We start from the raw sequence: 18553 nt of genomic DNA on the forward strand, positions 1-18553 counted from the left end.
GGCCGCCGCTCCGCCGCGGCGTGCCCGCTCCCGCTCCCGCTCCCGCTCCCGCTCCCGCTCCCGGCGAGTGTCCACGACACCCGGACGGTTTTCGAGATCGACCGGGTGTTTCGGACAGTCGATCGCGCGGAGGGGCGGCGGCGATGCGCGCGGGGACGAGCTCAGCCGCAGGCGTACACCGTCGAGGGGGCGCTGCTGTCGATCGCGCAGTTCTCCCCGACCCAATCGCGGATCTGCGCCGACGCGCTCGACGCGGCCGCGGCCGGCGACCCGACCCCTCCGCCGCCGCGCTCCTGCCCCTCGATGACGAAGCGCACCTGGCCCGACTCGACGAGTGCGACGAACTCGTCGAGGGTGGGCACGGCATCCGTCCCGTTGAATCCGCCGATGGGGAGGAACGAGCCGCCGTCGCTGGCGATGATGAGGGATGCCGCGGACTGGGCGCCGAAGGTCGCGGCCAGGTAGGTCGACCCGGCGGCGTTCTGCTCCAGCCAGGAGATGAGGGCCGTGTCGGCGGTTCCCGCGCCGGCGCCTCCGCCGGCGCCTGCGCCTCCGCCGCGGTTCGAGCCGCCGTCGTCGGCCCCGCCGGGCGCTTGCGCGCCGCCGTCGTGCGCCGAGGAGCCGCCCGCGGCCGAGCCCGGTGCACTCCCTCCCGGGGCTGCACCGCCCTGCGCCGAGCCCCCCGCAGCCGAACCGCCCGGCGCCGCACCGCCGGGCGCCGCACCGCCCCCGGGGAATGCGCCCGAGCCGCCCGCGCCGCGGCCGGCACCCGGCATCCCGCCGCCGAAGCCTGCGCCCGACATCTCCGACACGCCCCCGGCGACCGGGTTGATCGAATTCGGGTGCGCGATCGTGACCGCCGACCAGACCGCGGGGGTCAGCAGCAGGCCGACCAGCATCGCCGCCGTGGTGACGGTGGGCGACCCGCGGCGAGCGAGCAGCAGGGCGATCGCCACGGCGGCCACCACGGCCTGCGCGAGGGAGACCGGGATGCTGTAGCCGCCCGAGGCGAGCCCGATCCCCAGCGCCGTCACCGCGGCCGTGCCGACGATCGCCACCTGCGGCCAGGTCCGCTCGGCGCGGTGCGCGACCGCCAGAGCCGTCGCCACGACAAGGCCGAGAGGCACGGCGAGGGCCGCGGTGTAGAACTGGTGCATCCCGGCCACCGTCGAGAACATGGCGACGAAAGTGGCCGTCCACACCGTGAGGAGCACCGTGAGCGGCCGCGGGAACCGCATCACCCACAGCACCGCGAGTGCCACGACCGCCGCGGGGATGAGCCACGCGACCTGTCCGGCGAGCTGCGCGTTGAACAGGCGCAGCACCCCCGGGTCGCCGGAGAACGGAGGGGTGAACGACTCGTACGCGCTGCTGTCGCTCGTCGCCGTGAAGCGGCCCAGGCCGTTGTAGCCGAAGACCATCTCCCACGGGTCGTTCGACAGCGTGCTCCCGATGTACGGGCGGCTGCCGGCGGGGATCGCCGCGACGATCGCCACCCACCACAGCGAGGCGACGAGGCTCACGACACCCGCGACGAGCGAATGCCCCACACGGCGCCCCCACGACTGCCGCGTGCAGAGATATGCGGCCGCGAGAGCCGGCCACACCGCCCACGCCTCGAGCATGTAGAACTGGAACGACAGCCCCACCAGCGCGCCCGCGGCGATCAGCCACCCGGCGCTGCGCTGCTGGACGGCGCGCACGGCGGCGGAGGCGGTGAGAGCGAGGCCGAGGACGAAGAACGTCTCCGGCTGATTCGACCGGGCCACCGCGACGAGGATCGGGGTGACCGCCACGATCGCCCCGGCGACCAGACCCGCGCGGACGCCCGCGAGCCGACGCGCGGTCGCCGCCGTCACCAGCGCCGCCCCGACGGCCGCCAGGGCGTTCGGCAGGATCACCGCCCACGCCGAATAGCCGAAGACACGGACGAACAGCGCCGGGATCCAGAACGACCCGGGGATCTTGTCGAGCGTCACCGTGCCCGCGGGGTCGACGGCGCCGAAGAAGAAGTTCGACCACGACCGGCTCATCGACAGGGCGATCGAGGCGTAGTACTCGCTCGGCGCCCCCGCCCACACCTGCCACCCCGTCAGCACGAGGGCGAGCAGCCCGATCGCGACGAGCCCGACCGTCCAGCCCCCGGGCCGTCGTCGCGCGCGCGGAAAGGAGACGGAGGGGGTGGGAGCGGGGGTCAGGACGGCGGTCACCCGCGCAGCGTAGACAGCGATCCCCTCGACCAGCCCTCACGCTTGTTATGCGTGAGCGATGGATACCGGTATCCCCGACCCGCCGTGTCCCTCCGCGCCACGGCGAGACCCACTGTCGCGGTGAGGGGTCGCGGTCGCACCGTGCGCGGGCGCTGCGCCCGCCGATCGACGGAGCTCAGGATGCCGAGACGCGCAGCGTCGGCGCGGTCGGCGCCGTGGTCGCGGCGGCCTGGAACCCCACCCGCACGCTCTGGCCGGGCGCGAGGGCGGCCGCCCAGTCGCTCCCGGTGCACGTCACGGTGATGCCGGCGACGCTGCACGACATGCCCCAGGCACTGGTCACCGCCGACGTTCCCGGCGCCTCGAACGACACCGACCAGCTCTTCACGGCCGCCCCCGCGGTGAGGGACAGCTCGGCGACGTACCCCTCCCCCCAGGCGCTCTGCGGCACCCACGTCGCGGAGAGGCTCGTCGCCGAGGGCTTCGGCGAGGTCGAGGGCGAGGGCTTCGGCGACGTCGACGTGGTCGGCTTGGGCGACGTGGACGGGCTCGAGCTCGGCTTCGGCGAGGTGGTGGGCTTCGGCGAGGTGGTGGGCTTCGGCGACGTCGACGGCTTGGGCGACGCGGACGGGCTCGAGCTCGGCTTCGGGGAGGCCGACGCGGTCGGCTTCGGGGATGCCGAGGCGCTCGGCCTCGGGGAGGTCGTGGGGCTCGACGTCGGCTTCGGAGTGGGCACCGTCACGGGGGTGAGGATCGGTCGCAGCGCCGCGAGCTTCGCCTTCTGAAGGGTGCGCCAGTCGTCGGCGACCAGGCCGCCGGTGTCGCCGCTGTTCGGATTGAACGACCAGTACGCGTAGCTGATCTTCGTCTTGGCGAGATAGGCGACGAGCGTGCTCATCCACTTCTTGTCGCTGTCGGTCTCGAGCTTCGTCCCGAATTCGCCCAGCAGCACGGGCGCGATGCCCTTGCGCACGAGGTAGCCCCAGTTGGCATCCCAGACCGCTTCGAGGTTGGTGGGGTAGCCCGGCGCCGTGAACCAGGACTGCTGGTGCACCGTGGCCGGGTAGTCGTGCGGGGAGTACACGACGCGGTTCTTCACCGACAGGGTCACGGGAGCCGCGCCGACGTCGCGCAGGCCGCCTCCCCACCACGTGCTCGAGCCGTCGTTCTGGCGCTCGACGCCCTCGACGACGATCAGCAGCTTCGGGTTGACCGACAGCACGGCGTTTCCGGCGCGCGTGGCTGCCGCGCGCCAGTCGCGGGCCGGATCGCCGCAGTTCCAGCAGGCCGGGCCGTGCGGTTCGTTGTGCAGATCGACACCGATCACGGCGGGCTCGTTCTTGTACCGCTGCGCGAGCATCTTCCAGTCGTCGATCCACCGCTTCTCGCTGTAGGCGCCGGTGTACCAGAGCTCGCTCTGCGCCGCGGAGTCGGGGCGATGACGGTCGAGGATGACCGACAGGCCATAGGCCTTCGCTCGGGCGATCACGGTGTCCATCAGCTTCAGGGGGCTGAGGGCGACGAGGTCGGCATTGACGGAGGCGTTGATCGAGTTCGACGACGAGGCGGCGAGGCACTCGTTCGAGAAGGGCAGGCGGATGGTGTTGAAGCCCATGCCCGCGATCGCCCGCAGACCCTCGTCGAGCGAGAGGGACCACAGGCCGTGCGGTGCGCAGTTGGAGGTCTCCATGCCGAACCAGGCGACGGCCTTGATGGTGTACGGCGTGCCGGCGGAGGTGACGATGCTCGCCCCGCGGGTCGAGAGCCAGCCGGGAAGAGTCGACGCTGCGGTCGCGCTCGGTGCGGCGACAGCACCGGTCACGGCGAGCGCGGCGACGGCGACCGCGGCCGCCGCGCGAAGGACGGTGCGGCGCGCAGACGACCACCGTTCGAGCCACCCCGACATCCGCACCTCCGCGGTCATCGTAGCGGCGCCGCGGACCATCGCGCGGACGCGCGGCGCACCGTCGGGGCCGCGGCATTGCGGCAACGACGGTTTCCGCGGTGTTACGCCTCCGTAAATGTCGAGATCATCATTGATTCAGCCAATGTTGCGCTGATACCGTCGCCCATCATGAGTCCCACGGCCGAACGCAGTCCCGCCCTCGATCGCGTCTCCAAGGCGATCGTCGAACAGCTGCAGGAAGACGGCCGCCGCTCCTACGCCGAGATCGGCAAAGCCGTCGGTCTCAGTGAGACCGCGACGCGCCAGCGGGTGCAGAAGCTGCAGGATGCCGGCATCCTGCAGATCGTCGCGGTCACCGACCCTCTGCAGCTGGGCTTCGCCCGGCAGGCGATGATCGGGGTTCGCGTATCGGGCGACACCCGCGTCGTCGCCGCGCAGATGACCGAACTGCCGGGCGTGATCTACGTGGTCTCGACGGCGGGCTCGTTCGACCTGCTCGTGGAGGTCGTCTGCGAGAGCGACGACGACCTCATCGATCTGCTCAACGATCGCATCCGGTCTCTCCCCGACGTCGTCTCGACCGAGACGTTCGTCTATCTCAAGCTCCACCGTCAGCTCTACAACTGGGGAACGCGATGACCCTCATCGAAACCGATCAGCACGCCGACCTGCAGGCGAAGGCCCGCGACCACCTCTGGATGCACTTCTCCCGTCAATCGACCATGACGGAGGGCCCGGGCGTGCCGATCATCGTCAAGGGCGAGGGGCACCACATCTTCGACGCCGCCGGGAAGCGCTACATCGACGGCCTCGCCGGTCTGTTCGTGGTCAACGCCGGCCACGGACGCCGCCGCATCGCCCAGGCCGCCGCGAAGCAGGCCGAGGAGCTCGCATTCTTCCCCCTCTGGTCGTACGCGCACCCCGCGGCGATCGAGCTCGCCGAGCGCCTCGCCGACCTCGCCCCCGGAGACCTCAACCACGTCTTCTTCTCCACGGGCGGCGGTGAAGCGGTCGAGACGGCGTTCAAGCTCGCCAAGCAGTACTGGAAGACGCAAGGCAAGCCCACCAAGCACAAGGTCATCTCGCGCGCGATTGCCTATCACGGCACCACCCAGGGGGCCCTGGCCATCACGGGACTCCCCGTGATGAAGCACATGTTCGAGCCGGTCACCCCCGGCGGTTTCCGCGTGCCCAACACGAACTATTACCGGGCCGAGGAGTCCGGCTTCGGGGGCGGCACCCCCGAGGAGTTCGGGCTGTGGGCGGCCGACCGCATCGAGCAGATGATCCAGTTCGAGGGCCCCGAGACGGTCGCCGCGGTGTTCCTGGAGCCCGTGCAGAACGCGGGCGGGTGCTTCCCCGCCCCGGCCGGGTACTTCCAGCGCGTGCGGGAGATCTGCGACAAGTACGACGTGCTGCTCGTCTCGGACGAGGTCATCTGCGCCTTCGGTCGTCTGGGCCACTACTTCGGCGCCTCGGCGTACGACTACCAGCCCGACATGATCACCTTCGCCAAGGCCGTCACCAGCGGCTACTCCCCGCTCGGCGGCACGATCATCAGCGACCGGATCTACGAGCCCTTCGCCCACGGGGATGCCACGTTCCCGCACGGCTACACCTTCGGCGGCCACCCGGTCTCGGCCGCCGTCGCGCTGGAGAACCTGGACGTGTTTGAGGAGGAGGGCCTGCTCCAGAACGTGCGGACCAACTCCCCCGTCTTCCGCTCCACCCTGGAACGGCTGCTCGACCTGCCGATCGTCGGCGACGTGCGCGGCGACGGCTACTTCTTCGGCATCGAACTCGTCAAGGACAAGGCGACCAAGGAGACCTTCGACGACGACGAATCGGAGCGACTGCTGCGCGGCTTCCTCTCGAAGGCGCTGTTCGACGCGGGCCTGTACTGCCGCGCCGACGACCGGGGCGACCCCGTCATCCAGCTCGCCCCGCCCCTGACCATCGGCCCGTCCGAGTTCACCGAGATCGAGCAGATCCTGCGCTCGACCCTCACCGAGGCGTGGTCGCGCCTCTGATCCCGCGGGATGCCGGCCCACACCCGCCGGCATCCCTCCCCCCATCGACGGTCGCACCTCGACCGCTCATCCGGCTCCACCCCTGCCGACACCCCCGCTCCCACCCCGAGCGGTGCTCCGACCGCTGTACCCCCGACATCAGCCCACGGACGCGACACCCGATCGCGCACCGCACCCCTCTAGGAGGAGCCACGAACGAGAACCTCGCCGCCGACGCGGCCACGTCACGCTCGGGAGCCAAACTCGCCCGCACCCTGGGTCTCTGGTCGATCGTCGGCCTGGGACTGGGGTACATGACCCCCACCGTCGTGTTCGACACCTTCGGTCTCGTCGCCGACAAGACCAACAACGTCGTCCCCGCCGCCTACGCGGTCGCCCTCGTCGTCCTCGTCTTCACCGCCATCAGCTACGGCAAGATGGTGCGCGTCATCCCCAGTGCCGGCTCCGCCTACACCTACGCGCGGGAGTCCATCCATCCCGGCGTCGGCTTCGTCGTCGGCTGGACGGCGCTCATCGACTACATGCTGCTGCCGATGGTCAACGCCCTCATCCTGCGCAGTTACATGGAGGCCCTCTTCCCCGATGTGCCCGGCTGGATCTGGGTCGTCGTCTTCACCGCCGGTGTGACCGGGGTGATCTACCTCACGATGCGCGGTACCTCGAACGTCAACATGGTGCTGCTGGTGTTCTCGATCCTCGTGATGACGGTCTTCGTCGTCATGGTCGTCGTGCAGTTGGTGGGTGGTGCGGGAGCCGGCACCGCGGTGTCGCTCGCTCCCTTCGCTCACAGCGACGTGCAGTTCGGCGCCGTGCTGGCGGGGGCAACGGTCGTGTGCTTCTCGTTCATCGGGTTCGATGCGGTGTCGATGTACTCCGAGGAGGCGAAGACCCCGAAGATCATGCCGCGCGCGATCGTGCTCACGCTCATCGTGGGCGGTCTCATCTTCCTCATCGCGTCCTACGTCACGCAGCTGCGCTTCCCCGAGGCGACGGCGTTCCCGCAGGAGGCGATCGAGGACAGCACGCTGCCCGAGATCGGCGTGCAGGTCGGCGGCCCCGTGCTGCAGGCCGTCCTCACCGCCGCGGGCTTCGCGGCGACCCTGGCGTCGTGGCTCGCATCCCACGCCTCGGTCTCGCGCATGCTGATGGTGATGGGCCGCAACAACGTGTTGCCGCGCCGCATCTTCGGTTTCATCAACCCCAAGACCCACACCCCGACGTTCTCGATCGTCATCGTGGGTCTCGTGAGCCTCTTCGCGATCTCGTTCACCCTCGAGCAGATCGCGGCCTACATCAACTACGGCGCCCTCGTCGCGTTCACCTTCGTCAACATCTCGGTGATCGCCTGGTTCGCGGTGCGCAAGGGGCTGCGCAAGACGCCCGGCGACATCGCGCGGTACATCGTCATGCCCGCGATCGGCATGCTGCTGACGGGCCTGCTGTGGGTCAACCTCGACATGCACGCCCTCGTCGGCGGCCTCATCTGGACCACCCTCGGCGTCGTGTACCTCGTGATCCTCACCCGCGGCTTCCGCCGGCCGATCGCCTCGTTCGACGAGAACCAGCCGGTCACCGGGGTCAACAAGGTGGCCCCGGGGCCGCGCTCGGAGATCTGACGCACCCCCGCACCGCGGCCGCGGCATCCCCCACCGGATGCCGCGGCCCTCGCGTGCACACCGCACCCGCCGTCCGCGGCTCGGGGCGGACCGGACCGCCCGGAGCGGTCACAGCCCGCTGATAGTCCGAACATACGCGGTGCCGTTGCGGCGGGAGCACTCTTCTCGTCGTGACCTCTCCCGTCGTCCTCGCGCGCTGGTGGCGCGAACCCTGGTGGGCCCGGATCTCGCTGACGCTCGTCGTCGCGGCATTCGTCGTCCTGACGTGCTGGAACCTCGCCCGTGGCGGCGACTTCTCCTTCTACGAGGCGTCGGCGCGGTCGATGGCGTCGTCATGGCACGCGATGCTCTTCGGCGCGTTCGACCCGGCGGCGACCGTGACCCTCGACAAGCTGAGCGGGTTCGCGGTGCCGCAGGCGCTCGGCATCCGGCTGTTCGGCATGTCGACCTCCGCGATCGCCCTGCCCCAGGTGATCGAGGGCGTGGTGACCATCGTCGCGTGCGCGGTGCTGGGGCTGCGATCCGGCGGGCGCGGGGTGGGCCTGGTCGCCGCCGCGGCCGCCGCGTCGACGCCCATCTTCGTCTCGATGTTCGCGCATCCGATGGAGGACGGGCTGTTGACGATGGCGCTGGCCGTCGCGGTGGTGTGGTGGCAGCGGGCCGTGATCACCTCCCGGTGGTGGCCGCTGCTGCTCTGCGCGGTGTTCATCGGCATCGGCTTCCAAGCCAAGATGATGTCGGCCTGGTTCGTGCTCCCGGCGCTCGTCGTCGCCACGGTCGTGGCCACGAGCGGTCGCCGCCGCGGCCTCGCACGGGCCGGCGTCGTGACGGGCGCCGCCGTCGCCGCCTCGGTGGCGTGGATCACCGCGATCGCCCTCGTCCCGACGGGTTCGCGCCCGTACATCGACGGCTCGACGGATGACGACGTCTTCGCCATGGTCTTCGGCTACAACGGTCTCGACCGCTTCGCCCCGGGCGCGGTGCCGGGCTCGGTCGGCTCCCCCGCGGCTTCGGGCGGGTGGGGGGCCACGCTCACCGCGCTCGTGCACGCCGTGACGGGGCACGGCGCCGCGGCCGGCGCCGGGGCGTCGTCGTCGCCGACGAAGCTGCTCGAGCTGCCGCTCGTCACGCAGATCGGGTGGCTCTATCCCGCGGCGATCGCCGGCATCGCCCTCGGACTGTGGCGCTGGTGGCCGCGTCGCGAGGAGGGGCGCGTCCGCGGGCGCCGAGCGGATGCCGCACGGCCCGGGGCCGAGGCGACGGCGATCGACGCGCGCGCCCGGTTCGCGCTGGTGGTTCTGGCGGCGGTCTGGCTCGTGACCGCGGCCGTCGTGCTGTCGCTGACGCGCGTCCCGCACACGGCCTATGTCGCCGCACTCGGCGTGCCGCTCGTGCTGCTGACGGCCATCGCGTGGGGCGAGGGCGTGCAGCTGCTGCGCGCGAACAGTCGGGGCCGACGCCTTGTGCTCCCGGGTATCGCGCTCGCGCAGGGGGCCTGGTGGGCGGTGCTCGTCACGCAGGCCCGGCTGCCCGGCATCCTTCTCCTCCCGGCGATGGTCGTCGGGGTCGTCGGTGTCGTCGTCGGGGTGGTCGCGGCTCTCTCGTCTGCACGAGGGCGTCGCGTGGCCCCCGCCGCCCTCGCTGCAGCCCTGCTGTGCGTGCCGATCGCGACGAGCCTGCAGGTGCTCGACGACGCGCGCGACGGCAGCGGCGGCGACGCGTACGTGGGCGTCACCGCCCAGAAGAGCGATCCGGACGAGACGTTCGCGGTGTCGAACCCGGCGCCCTGGGGCGGAAGCGCGGGGCTCACCCCGGCGATGGCGCAGCTCGTCGACACGGCCCGCGCCCACGGCGGCGGGAGCAGCGGTCAGGCCCTGATGGTCACCGACTCGTGGGCGATCTCGGCGCAGATCATCGACGCCACCGGTGCCGACGTGCTCACCGACGGCGGCTACTCCGGTCACGTGCCGGTGTTCACGGTGCACGCGCTCGAGCAGATGGTCCATTCCGGTCGGGCCCGCCTCCTGGCGGTGGCGAAGGGGGCGCCCGAGTCCGACCCCGTCCGCCACGTCGCGACGGAGCCCGGATGCCGGCAGGTGGGCGAGTGGTCCTTCTCGGCGGCGCACGAAGGCGGCGACGTGAACAAGGTGTCGGGCGTCACGCTGTACGACTGCGAAGGGGCGTGAGAGCGGGCCCAGTCCTATTCACCCACCCCGTCATCCGCGCGGGCGCGCGGGCCCGCGCCGGTAGACTTCAGCCAGTGACCCGCACCCGAGCCGAAGCCGCCTTCCTGCGCTCGGCGACGGCGTTCAAGAACCCCACCCTCGACCTGCTGCACGGGCGTTTCGCGCCCTTCGTGGTGGCCGCCCTGTCGGTGGTGTTCACGCCCGATCGCCCCGCCGTCGCGGTCGCGGACGCCCACGTGGAGGTCGCGGAGGTCATCGAGGAGCTGCGCGCCGCCGGCATCGACACCGACGACGAGCGCCGCATCCCCGCGGGCTCCGCGCGTGAGATCTGCCGCGGCTGGGTGCGCGTGGGCTGGCTCGGCCTGCAGATCGAGGACGACGTCGAGGTCTACCGCCTCTCGGCGCACGCGGTCGGCGCCCTCGAGATCGCCGGTCGTGCCGGCGGCGGCCGCGCCCGGGTCTCGCGCTCGCGCGTGCGCACGCTGCTCGACGCCGTCGAACGTCTCGCCCGCGACGCGGAGAGCGACCCCGGCCGCCGCCGCGAGGCGCTGCTGGCCGAACGCGCCGCCCTGGATGCCGAGATCGCGGCGCTCGACGAGGGCGTCGTCGAGCCGCTCGACGACGACCATCTGCTCGAGGAGGCCGAGAACGTCATCCACCTCGCCCGCGAGCTGCCCGCGGACTTCTCACGCGTCGCGGAGTCGATCACGGCGATGCAGCGCGACGTCGTGGCGGAGCTCCGCCGCGACGTGCGTCCGACGGGCGACGTGCTGCGGGAGTACCTCGAACGCGGGCGGCAGGTGATGCAGGCCACGCCGGAGGGCCGGGCGTTCCAGGGAGCACTGCGCCTCATCGGCGACCCCGAGCACATCGACGACCTCACCGAGCAGCTGCATGCGGTGCTCACCCAGCCGTTCTCGCGCCTCATGACCCCCGAGCAACGGGGCGAGCTCGACGCGATCGCCCGCCGCGTCGAGGCCGGCGTGCAAGAGGTGCTGACCGCCCAGCGGCGCGCGTCGCACGTGATCACCGCCCAGGTGCGCACCCATGACCCGATCCGCGACCGCCAGGTCGACGACCTCCTGCGCGGCGTCATGGCGGGGCTGCACCGCTGGAGTCAGACCCGCGCGCCCGGCCGCGTCGAACCGGTGCGGACCCTCCCCCTCGCCGACATCGGCCATCTGCGCCGCTCGGTGAGCGACGTGCGGCCGCCCGGAGCGCCCGAGCCCCTGGCATCCGCATCCGAGACGGCCGACGTCGAGTTCGCCACGGTCGACACGCGTGCCTGGGGCGGACCGCACTACCCCGAGCTCGAGGCGTACGTCGCCGGCCTCGGCGGCGACTTCGATCTCGCCGCGGCCTTCGCGGGCGCCGACGCTGAGACACGGCGCCCCGTCGACCTGGTCGGCCTGCTCGAGATCGTGCACCGGGGCGGCCTCGTCGAGACCGACGAGGTCTCGATCGTGGAGGCCGTACGCCCCGACGGAACGACCCGGCGCTTCGCGTTCGGCGCGGTCCGCGCCCAGAGCCACACAGAAACGGATGCCGATGACTGACCTCGAGTCCTCCCTCGCCGACACCGGCACCGAGACGGACACCCCCGCGTTCATCGCGCCCGTGGCGATGGAGAACGACCCCGACGCGCTCTTCGCCGGCGATCGCGGCGTCCTCGACGCGGACGTGCGCCGCGTGCTCGTGCGGATCTTGCAGCGCCGGTTCCTGCTGGCGGAGTCCTCCCCGACGGAGTGGAAGCTGCTGCTCGCCCACCAGCAGACGATCGAGTCGCGGCTGAACGACCTGTTCGTGCGCCTCGTCGTCGACCACTCCCGCGGGGTGGCCTACAAGGAGCAGGTGCGCAGCGACGAGCTCGACGTGCCGATCCTGCTCAAGGACGAGGCCTACTCGCGCGCCGAGACCCTCGTGCTCGTCTATCTGCGCACGGTTTTCCAGCGGGAGACCACCGCCGGTACCGGGTCCGCCCGCGTCGACGTCGAAGAGGTCGAGCAGACCGTGCTGACCTACTTCTCCGAGAGCGACGGCACGCGCGCGAGCCAGCAGCGCGCCGTGCGCACCGCGATCGCCCGCCTCGACCGCGAGGGCATCATCGAGGAGGAGTCTGAGGGCCGCTACCGCATCGGTCCCCTCATTGAGATCGTGCTGAGCGCCGAGACGCTGCGCGAGCTGCAGCGCTGGCTGGACGAGCAGACGACGGATGCCGCGACGCCGGCGGTGCGCAACGCCGAAGCCGACGCCGACGCCGACGCCGAGGCGGAGCTCGTGGCATCCGGAACGACCGAGGGAGAGCTCCCATGACCATGCTCGAGACCCTCTTCGGGCTCATCCCCGCCGCCTCCCGCGGGCAGCAGTGGGTGGCGGAAGACCTGCAGCTGATCAACTGGGGCGGCTACGACGGGACGCACCGCGTGCGTTTCGCGCCGACCGCGACGCTTCTGTGCGGCGGGTCCGGCTCGGGGAAGTCGACGCTCATGGACGCGTACGTCGCGTTGATGATGCCGCACACCACCCCCTTCAACGGCGCCTCGAACGGCGCGGTCGTGGGGCGCCCGCGCGGACAGGAGCAGCGCAACATCCTCTCCTACGGGCGCGGCAAGCTCGACGAGTCGCGCACCGACGAGGGCACGAAGGTGCGGGTGCTGCGCGGCGACGGCGTCGACACCTGGACGGCGATCGGCATGACCTGGGCCGACCACGACGGCGCCCGCTTCACCGCGGTGCGGGCCTGGTATATCCCCGCGACGGCCCGCACGCTCGACGACGCGGTCAAGGTGCGCGCGACCGTGCACGGCGCGTTCGACCTCCGAGACCTCGAGCGAGCGGCGCAGAGCCACCTCTCCGACGCGGCGGTCCGGGCCACGGGCCTCGACACCCTCGCCACCGACCGCGAATTCTCGGCCCGCCTTCACGCGGTGCTCGGCATCGGCGCGGCGGGGTCCGGGGCGAAGGCGATGAGCCTGCTCGCGCGCATCCAGGCCGGGCAGCAGATCACCACGGTCGACGATCTGTACAAGCGCATGGTGCTCGAGGAGCCCGAGACGCTCGCCGTCGCCGACGCCGTCGTGTCGCACTTCGACGGTCTCGAGGGCACGCGGACGCGCATGCTGGAGGCCCGCCAGCAGGTGCGGGCGTTGCAGCCCATCCGCGCGATGAAGACCCGCATCGACGAGGCCGCGGAACGACTGCGCCTCATCGACGCGCTCGGACGCTTCGGCGACCCCGAGTCGCGTGCCTCGCTCTGGCGCGCCCAGCGCCGCGTCGATCTCCTGGCGGCGGTCGAGACCGAGCTGCGCGAGCGTACCCACGCCACCGACGCCCTCGTCCGCGAGCGACAGGCTCTGGCGGATGCCGCCGAAGCCGAGCGCGAGGGACTGGGCGACGTGCTGCGTGCGGCCGGAGGCGACCAGCTCGACGCCGCCCAGCGCGAACTGCGCGCGCTCGAGCGGCGGCTCGCCGGGATGCAGCGCGACCGCGAGAGGTTCGACGCCGCCCTGTCTGTTCTGCACACGGAGGCGACCTCAGAGAAGCAGTTCGGCGCGCTGCTCGCCGAAGCCCGCGCCACCCTCGGCGATACTCTCGGCAAGAGCGCCGTGCGCGACGCGTTCGTCGCCGCGAGCAGCCGGCACACCGACCTGCGCCAGCAGCTCTCCGCCCTCGAGGCCGAGCACCGCCGCACGCAGACGCGCGACGACAACATCCCCCCGCGCCTGCACGAGGCGCGCGAGGCGCTGGCCGAGGCCGCCGGTCTCACCGCCGCCGACCTGCCCTTCGTCGCCGAGCTCGTCGACGTCCGCACCGAGTTCGAGCCGTGGCGCGGGGCGTTCACCCTCGCCCTCGGGGGCTTCGCGACGACCCTCCTCGTGGATGCCGCGCACCTGGCATCCTTCCGTGCCGCCATCGACGGTGTGCGCCTGTCGGAGCGGCTGCGGTTCGAGGGCGTGTCGACCGACCTGCCCGAGCGCACCGGGCTCGACCCCGCGACCCTGCCCGGACGCCTCGAGTACCGCCGCTCCCCCTTCACCGGCTGGCTGCAGGACCGCCTCGAGCAGCAGTTCGCGTTCGTCTGCGTGGATGCCGCCGCCGACCTGGCGCAGCACCGCCTGGCGCTCACGATCTCGGGGCAGACGAGTCAGGGCTCCCGCGGTGCGCACGGTGGATCGGTCCGCCAGAGCGTCCTGGGCTTCTCGTCCCGCGTGCGTCTGACCGAGCTCGGCGAGCAGATCGTCACGGTGCGTCGCGACCTCGCCACCGCGAAGTCGGCGGTCGACGAGGCCGCTGCGGCCCTCGACGCGTTCGACGAGCGGCGCAGCGCCCTCGAGAAGATCGCCGATCTGTCGTGGGACCAGGTCGACACGGCATCCGTCGAGCACGACCTCGAGCGCTGGAACGAGACGATCGTCGAGGTGACCGCGGGCAACCCGCGCATCGCCGAGCTGCAGGAGCAGATCTCCGGCACGCGCGCCCGCGCGGCGCGGCTGCGCGAGGAGATCGGGGCCGCCAAGACCGAGCAGCAGGCGCTCGCCGCACGCTGGGCCGAGGTCACCGACGAGGTGGATGCCGCGAACGAGCGCCTGGAGCGGGCGGAAGACGCCGCGATGACGCTGACGGTCGACGAAGCCGCGTACCTCGACGGGCTGTTCGTCGCGCCCTCCGACGACGCCTCCCCCTCGCAGCTGCTCTCCCGCTTCGACGCCGCCCTCGAGTCCGCCTCGAAGCGTCTGCTCGAGGAGCAGCGCGCCGCCCAGGAGACGTGGAGCGATCAGCGCGAGAGCCTGCGCCGCACCCTCACCGCCTTCACCGACCGGTGGCCGAGCCCGAACCTGCTGGCCGACCCCGACGAGTCGCTCGGCGACTTCGAGCGCATCCTCGCCGATCTCGAGGCGAGCGGCCTGCACGAACTCGAGGCGGAGTGGCGCGACTCGCTGCTGCAGCTGTCGGGCAACGACCTCACGAACCTGGACTCGGCGCTCACGCGGGCCCTGCGCGAGATCCGCGAGCGCATCGCGCCGATCAACGACATCATGCAGGATCTGCCGTTCTACGACGACGACCACCGCCTGCAGATCGTGCCGCGCGAAAACCAGTCCGAGGTGCGGCGCCGTTTCCGTCGCGAGTTGCGCGACGTGCGGGCGGCGATCGACGCGGCATCCACCGACGACGAGCGCGAGGCCGTGTACGGCCGCATGGCGCGGCTGATCGGCCGGATCCGCCCCACCGCACCCGACTTCGCCGACCTCGTCGACGTGCGCAACCACGTGCGCGTGAGCGCCGAGCGTTTCCGCGCCGACACCGGCGAGCACGTCGCCCTCTACGACCACATCGGCGAGAAGTCCGGCGGCGAGTCGCAGGAGCTCATCGCGTTCATCGTCGGCGCGGCCCTGCGCTACCAGCTCGGGGATGCCGGATCGGAGCGTCCGCGGTACGCCCCGGTGTTCCTCGACGAGGCCCTCATCAAGGCCGACGCGCACTTCACCAAGCGCGCGATCGGGGCGTGGCGCGGTCTCGGTTTCCAGCTTGTCATCGGCGCTCCGAACGACAAGTACAGCGCGATCGAGCCGCACGTCGACGTCGAGTACGACATCCTCAAGGACACCCGGGGGCGGTCGTGGGCGAAGGCGAAGGTGGGCGTCGCCGGCTGACGCGAGCGGCGGCGCCTCGGCTCGCGCGGGCGCAGCGCGCGCTCATCCCTCACGGGCGCGGAGCGCGTCGTCGACGCCGCGGAGGACGGCGGGTCCGGGGCCGTTCAGCTCCGCTCGCGCCGAAGGGACATCGCGGAAGTACCGCACCACCGTGGCGACCTGGTTCGGGTCCGAACCCAGCGCCAGCATGGGCGCTTCGATGCCGGGTCCCCCTGCGTCGGCGACGAGCCGGAGCTTCGCGACCGGTCCCGTGCCCACATCCACCTCGGCGAGCTCGTCCCAGGTCCAGTCGATGCGGCCGCGACCACGAATACCTGTGAGCCCCTCCACCGTCACGTGGAGGCCGGCCGCCTCGCGCAGCCGCACGGTGTTCACGACGATGATGCCGAGGCCGAGCAGTCCGAGCGCAGAGGGCGCGCGCGTGAGCAGGAACGACGGCATCGTCGCCAAGTCCGCCACGTCGACAACGATCTGCGCGACCGCGGGGAGCAGCAGAAGGCTCCCGAGCACGAACGGCATCGCCGTCGCGGCCGGGGCAGGGCGGAACCAGATGCCGGATGCCGACTCGTCGATGCGCACCACCCTCTCCCGCATCGTGCGGAGGAGCAGGTTCAGGCAGCCCGCGACGCCGAGGAGGGTGACGGTCGACGCACCCGTCACGAGGCGCAGGCCGGGTCGGCCGTCGGCGACCGCCATGACACCGGGCAGCACGGCGAAGAGCACGACGACGACGACGAGCCACGCGGGGCGTCGGCCGTTCGGGAAGACGGGCACACGCGCCTCCGCGGACGCCAGTCGAGGCGAGGTCGTGACGACACCCATCACCACGCTCCCCCGTCTCGTCGGCGCGATCGCGCCATCGGCCGATCGCCCCGTTCCTCCGCCAGAGTATCGAAGACGAGAACTGCTGCCCCTTCGATGCTCCTCCGCACCCTCCACAGCATGCTCATTCGAAACCGGTCGCTGAACGCGGCTACGCCGTCGTCGAGAGCGAGCCGCCCCGACCGGCGCGAACACCCCCTCGGGAATGTGCGGGCCTTTCTCTACGCTGAGTCCTGAGGGCATGGCGAAAGGCGGCACGGATGCAGGGACTCGAGATCACGGTTCTGCTGGGCCTCGCGATGCTCGTGGGCACGGTGCTGGCGCCGCGACTGCGCGTCGCGACGCCCCTGGTCCTCCTCGTCATCGGCCTCGCCCTGGGATTCATCCCCGAGCTCCGTCAGATCGAGCTCCCGCCCGAGACCGTGCTGCTGCTGTTCCTGCCGATCATGCTCTTCCGTGAGGCGTGGACCACGTCCCTCCGCTCGGTGCGCCGGTCTCTGCGCTACATCATCCCGATGAGCACGCTCCTCGTCGTGGCATCCGCGTTCGCCGTCGCCGGGGTCGCGACGCTGCTGGGCGTGCCGTGGGAGGCCGCCCTGGTGCTCGGCGCGGCGGTGGCACCGCCCGACGCCACGGCGGTCGCCGCGCTCGGGCGCCTGCTGCCCGCCAAGACCTTCATGAAGCTCAAGGCCGAGAGCCTGACGAACGACGGCACCGCCCTGGTCCTCTACGCGATCGCCGTCGCGCTCCTGCTGGGCGACCAGATCACGCCGCTGCAGATCACCGGCATGGTGCTGCTGTCGTACCTGGGCGGAGCGGCCGCGGGGATCGCCGTGGCCGCTGCGGCGTTCTTCGCCCTGCGACGGATGCAGTCGACCCTGACGATCAACCTCACCATGGTGCTGGTCCCGTTCGTCTCCTTCCTCATCGCCGAGCTCATCGACGCCTCGGGGGTGCTGGCGGTCGTCTTCGCGGGCCTCATCATGGCCTGGGTGTCGCCGCGGATCACCACCGCGATGTCGCGGAGGGCGGCGGATGCCACGTGGCCCTTCGGCGTCTACCTCCTCAACGGCGCGCTCTTCGTGCTGATCGGCCTCGAGGTGCAGCTCGTGCTGCACGAGATCTCGGGGTCGGAGATCGGCATCCTGCTCATCGTGACGGTCGCCGCCTGGATCGCCCTGTTCGTGGTGCGCTATCTGTTCCAGTGGATGTTCTCGCCCTTCTCGCGACCCGCCGCGGGATCGTCGCGGTCGCTCCGGCACCGGTCGCGGGTCGTGAGCACCGTGGCCGGGTTCCGCGGAGCCGTGTCACTGGCCATCGCCCTGTCGGTTCCCGTCACCACGGCCGCGGGCGACCCGGTCGCGGGACGCGACGCGATCGTCTTCGTGACGGCGGGCGTCATCGTCCTCACCCTTCTCGTGCAGGGACCGCTCCTTCCCGCGGTCATCAAATGGGCGAAGCTGCCGAACGACGATGCGGCGATCGAGGAGTACGAGCTCGCCGAACGCGCCATCTCGGGAGCCGCCCTCGCCGCCCTCGACGACCTCGCGGTCGAACACGGCATCAGCGATCGGGTGCGCGACCGCGCGCGGCGTGAAGGCTACGAGCGTCTCGAGCTCGCGAACGCGCGGGCCGTCGCCCGGCAGCGCGCCATCGAGGAGCGCGACCTCGCCGAACTCGACGCCTCTCTCGACGACGACGGCTCGGCGACCGGACCCGTCCCCCCGGACGGTCACGAAACCGACCGGCGCGGCGACGATCGCCGGGTCGACGACGGGGACGCGGCGGGCACGGCCTTCACCGGGCCCCTCCGGATGATCGCCGTCAGCGAAGACATCGACGTCACGCAGCGCTCCCCGCTGCTGCGTCACAAGGAGGCGCAGAGGCTGCGGCTCGCGGTCCTCGACCGCAAACGCGAAGTGCTGCTCCGGCTGCGCCGCGAGGGCACGATCGACGACCTCGTCGCACGCAAGATCCTCGCCGGCCTCGACCTCGAAGAGATCCGCACCCGTGGTCTCGAGAAGGCGGGCGAGTAGCCGCGCCGAGGGGAAGCGGCCCTGGGTGAACGGGCGGCAGCGCTCGTCAGCGCCCCGCAGACGAGGGCGTGAGGGCATCGGTCCCCGGTCGCG

At 71.7% G+C, this 18553-nt stretch carries 11 protein-coding genes; 8 read left to right on the forward strand and 3 right to left on the reverse strand.

Going from position 1 to position 18553, the window contains the following annotated elements; translation table 11 throughout:
• Positions 1-161: 161 nt before the first annotated feature.
• Both AB0N82_RS14435 and AB0N82_RS14440 read right to left on the reverse strand, forming a co-directional pair.
• Positions 162-2210, reverse strand: coding sequence for a glycosyltransferase family 39 protein (locus tag AB0N82_RS14435; protein WP_363392460.1), 2049 nt, complete (start codon positions 2208-2210; stop codon positions 162-164).
• Positions 2211-2385: 175 nt separating this feature from the next.
• Complete coding sequence (locus AB0N82_RS14440) at positions 2386-4116, reverse strand: cellulase family glycosylhydrolase (RefSeq protein ID WP_363392462.1); 1731 nt, start codon at positions 4114-4116, stop codon at positions 2386-2388.
• Between the two features lie 168 nt (positions 4117-4284).
• Here AB0N82_RS14440 and AB0N82_RS14445 point away from each other — a divergent pair, with 168 nt between their 5' ends.
• The 7 genes from AB0N82_RS14445 (at position 4285) to AB0N82_RS14475 (ending at position 15602) form a co-directional block, all read left to right on the forward strand.
• Entirely contained in the window at positions 4285-4755 is a 471-nt protein-coding gene (locus AB0N82_RS14445) for an Lrp/AsnC family transcriptional regulator (RefSeq protein ID WP_076674833.1), read from the forward strand.
• A complete protein-coding gene (locus AB0N82_RS14450) occupies positions 4752-6146 on the forward strand; it encodes an aspartate aminotransferase family protein (protein WP_363392464.1) in 1395 nt (464 codons plus the stop codon). The genes AB0N82_RS14445 and AB0N82_RS14450 overlap by 4 nt, the downstream gene beginning before the upstream one ends.
• A gap of 254 nt (positions 6147-6400) precedes the next feature.
• Positions 6401-7762, forward strand: a complete 1362-nt coding sequence (locus AB0N82_RS14455; protein ID WP_363393326.1) for an APC family permease — start codon at positions 6401-6403, stop codon at positions 7760-7762.
• 170 nt (positions 7763-7932) lie between these two features.
• Positions 7933-9948 carry a glycosyltransferase family 39 protein gene (locus AB0N82_RS14460; protein WP_363392465.1) on the forward strand — a complete coding sequence of 672 codons (2016 nt, stop codon included), beginning with the start codon at positions 7933-7935 and terminating at the stop codon, positions 9946-9948.
• Positions 9949-10022: 74 nt separating this feature from the next.
• Entirely contained in the window at positions 10023-11504 is a 1482-nt protein-coding gene (locus AB0N82_RS14465; protein WP_363392466.1) for a DUF3375 domain-containing protein, read from the forward strand.
• Complete coding sequence (locus AB0N82_RS14470) at positions 11497-12261, forward strand: DUF4194 domain-containing protein (protein WP_363392467.1); 765 nt, start codon at positions 11497-11499, stop codon at positions 12259-12261. Before AB0N82_RS14465 ends, AB0N82_RS14470 begins: the two co-directional genes overlap by 8 nt.
• A complete protein-coding gene (locus AB0N82_RS14475) occupies positions 12258-15602 on the forward strand; it encodes an SbcC/MukB-like Walker B domain-containing protein (RefSeq protein WP_363392468.1) in 3345 nt (1114 codons plus the stop codon). The genes AB0N82_RS14470 and AB0N82_RS14475 overlap by 4 nt, the downstream gene beginning before the upstream one ends.
• A gap of 42 nt (positions 15603-15644) precedes the next feature.
• Here AB0N82_RS14475 and AB0N82_RS14480 read toward each other — a convergent pair whose 3' ends face one another.
• Positions 15645-16424 (reverse strand): hypothetical protein, encoded by a 780-nt coding sequence (locus tag AB0N82_RS14480; RefSeq protein WP_315993019.1) that lies wholly within the window; start codon positions 16422-16424, stop codon positions 15645-15647.
• Positions 16425-16684: 260 nt separating this feature from the next.
• Here AB0N82_RS14480 and AB0N82_RS14485 point away from each other — a divergent pair, with 260 nt between their 5' ends.
• Complete coding sequence (locus AB0N82_RS14485; RefSeq protein WP_363392470.1) at positions 16685-18460, forward strand: Na+/H+ antiporter; 1776 nt, start codon at positions 16685-16687, stop codon at positions 18458-18460.
• Positions 18461-18553 lie beyond the last annotated feature (93 nt).

Origin of the sequence: Microbacterium sp. NPDC089186, from assembly GCF_040685115.1 — a bacterium.
Lineage (GTDB): Bacteria > Actinomycetota > Actinomycetes > Actinomycetales > Microbacteriaceae > Microbacterium > Microbacterium galbum.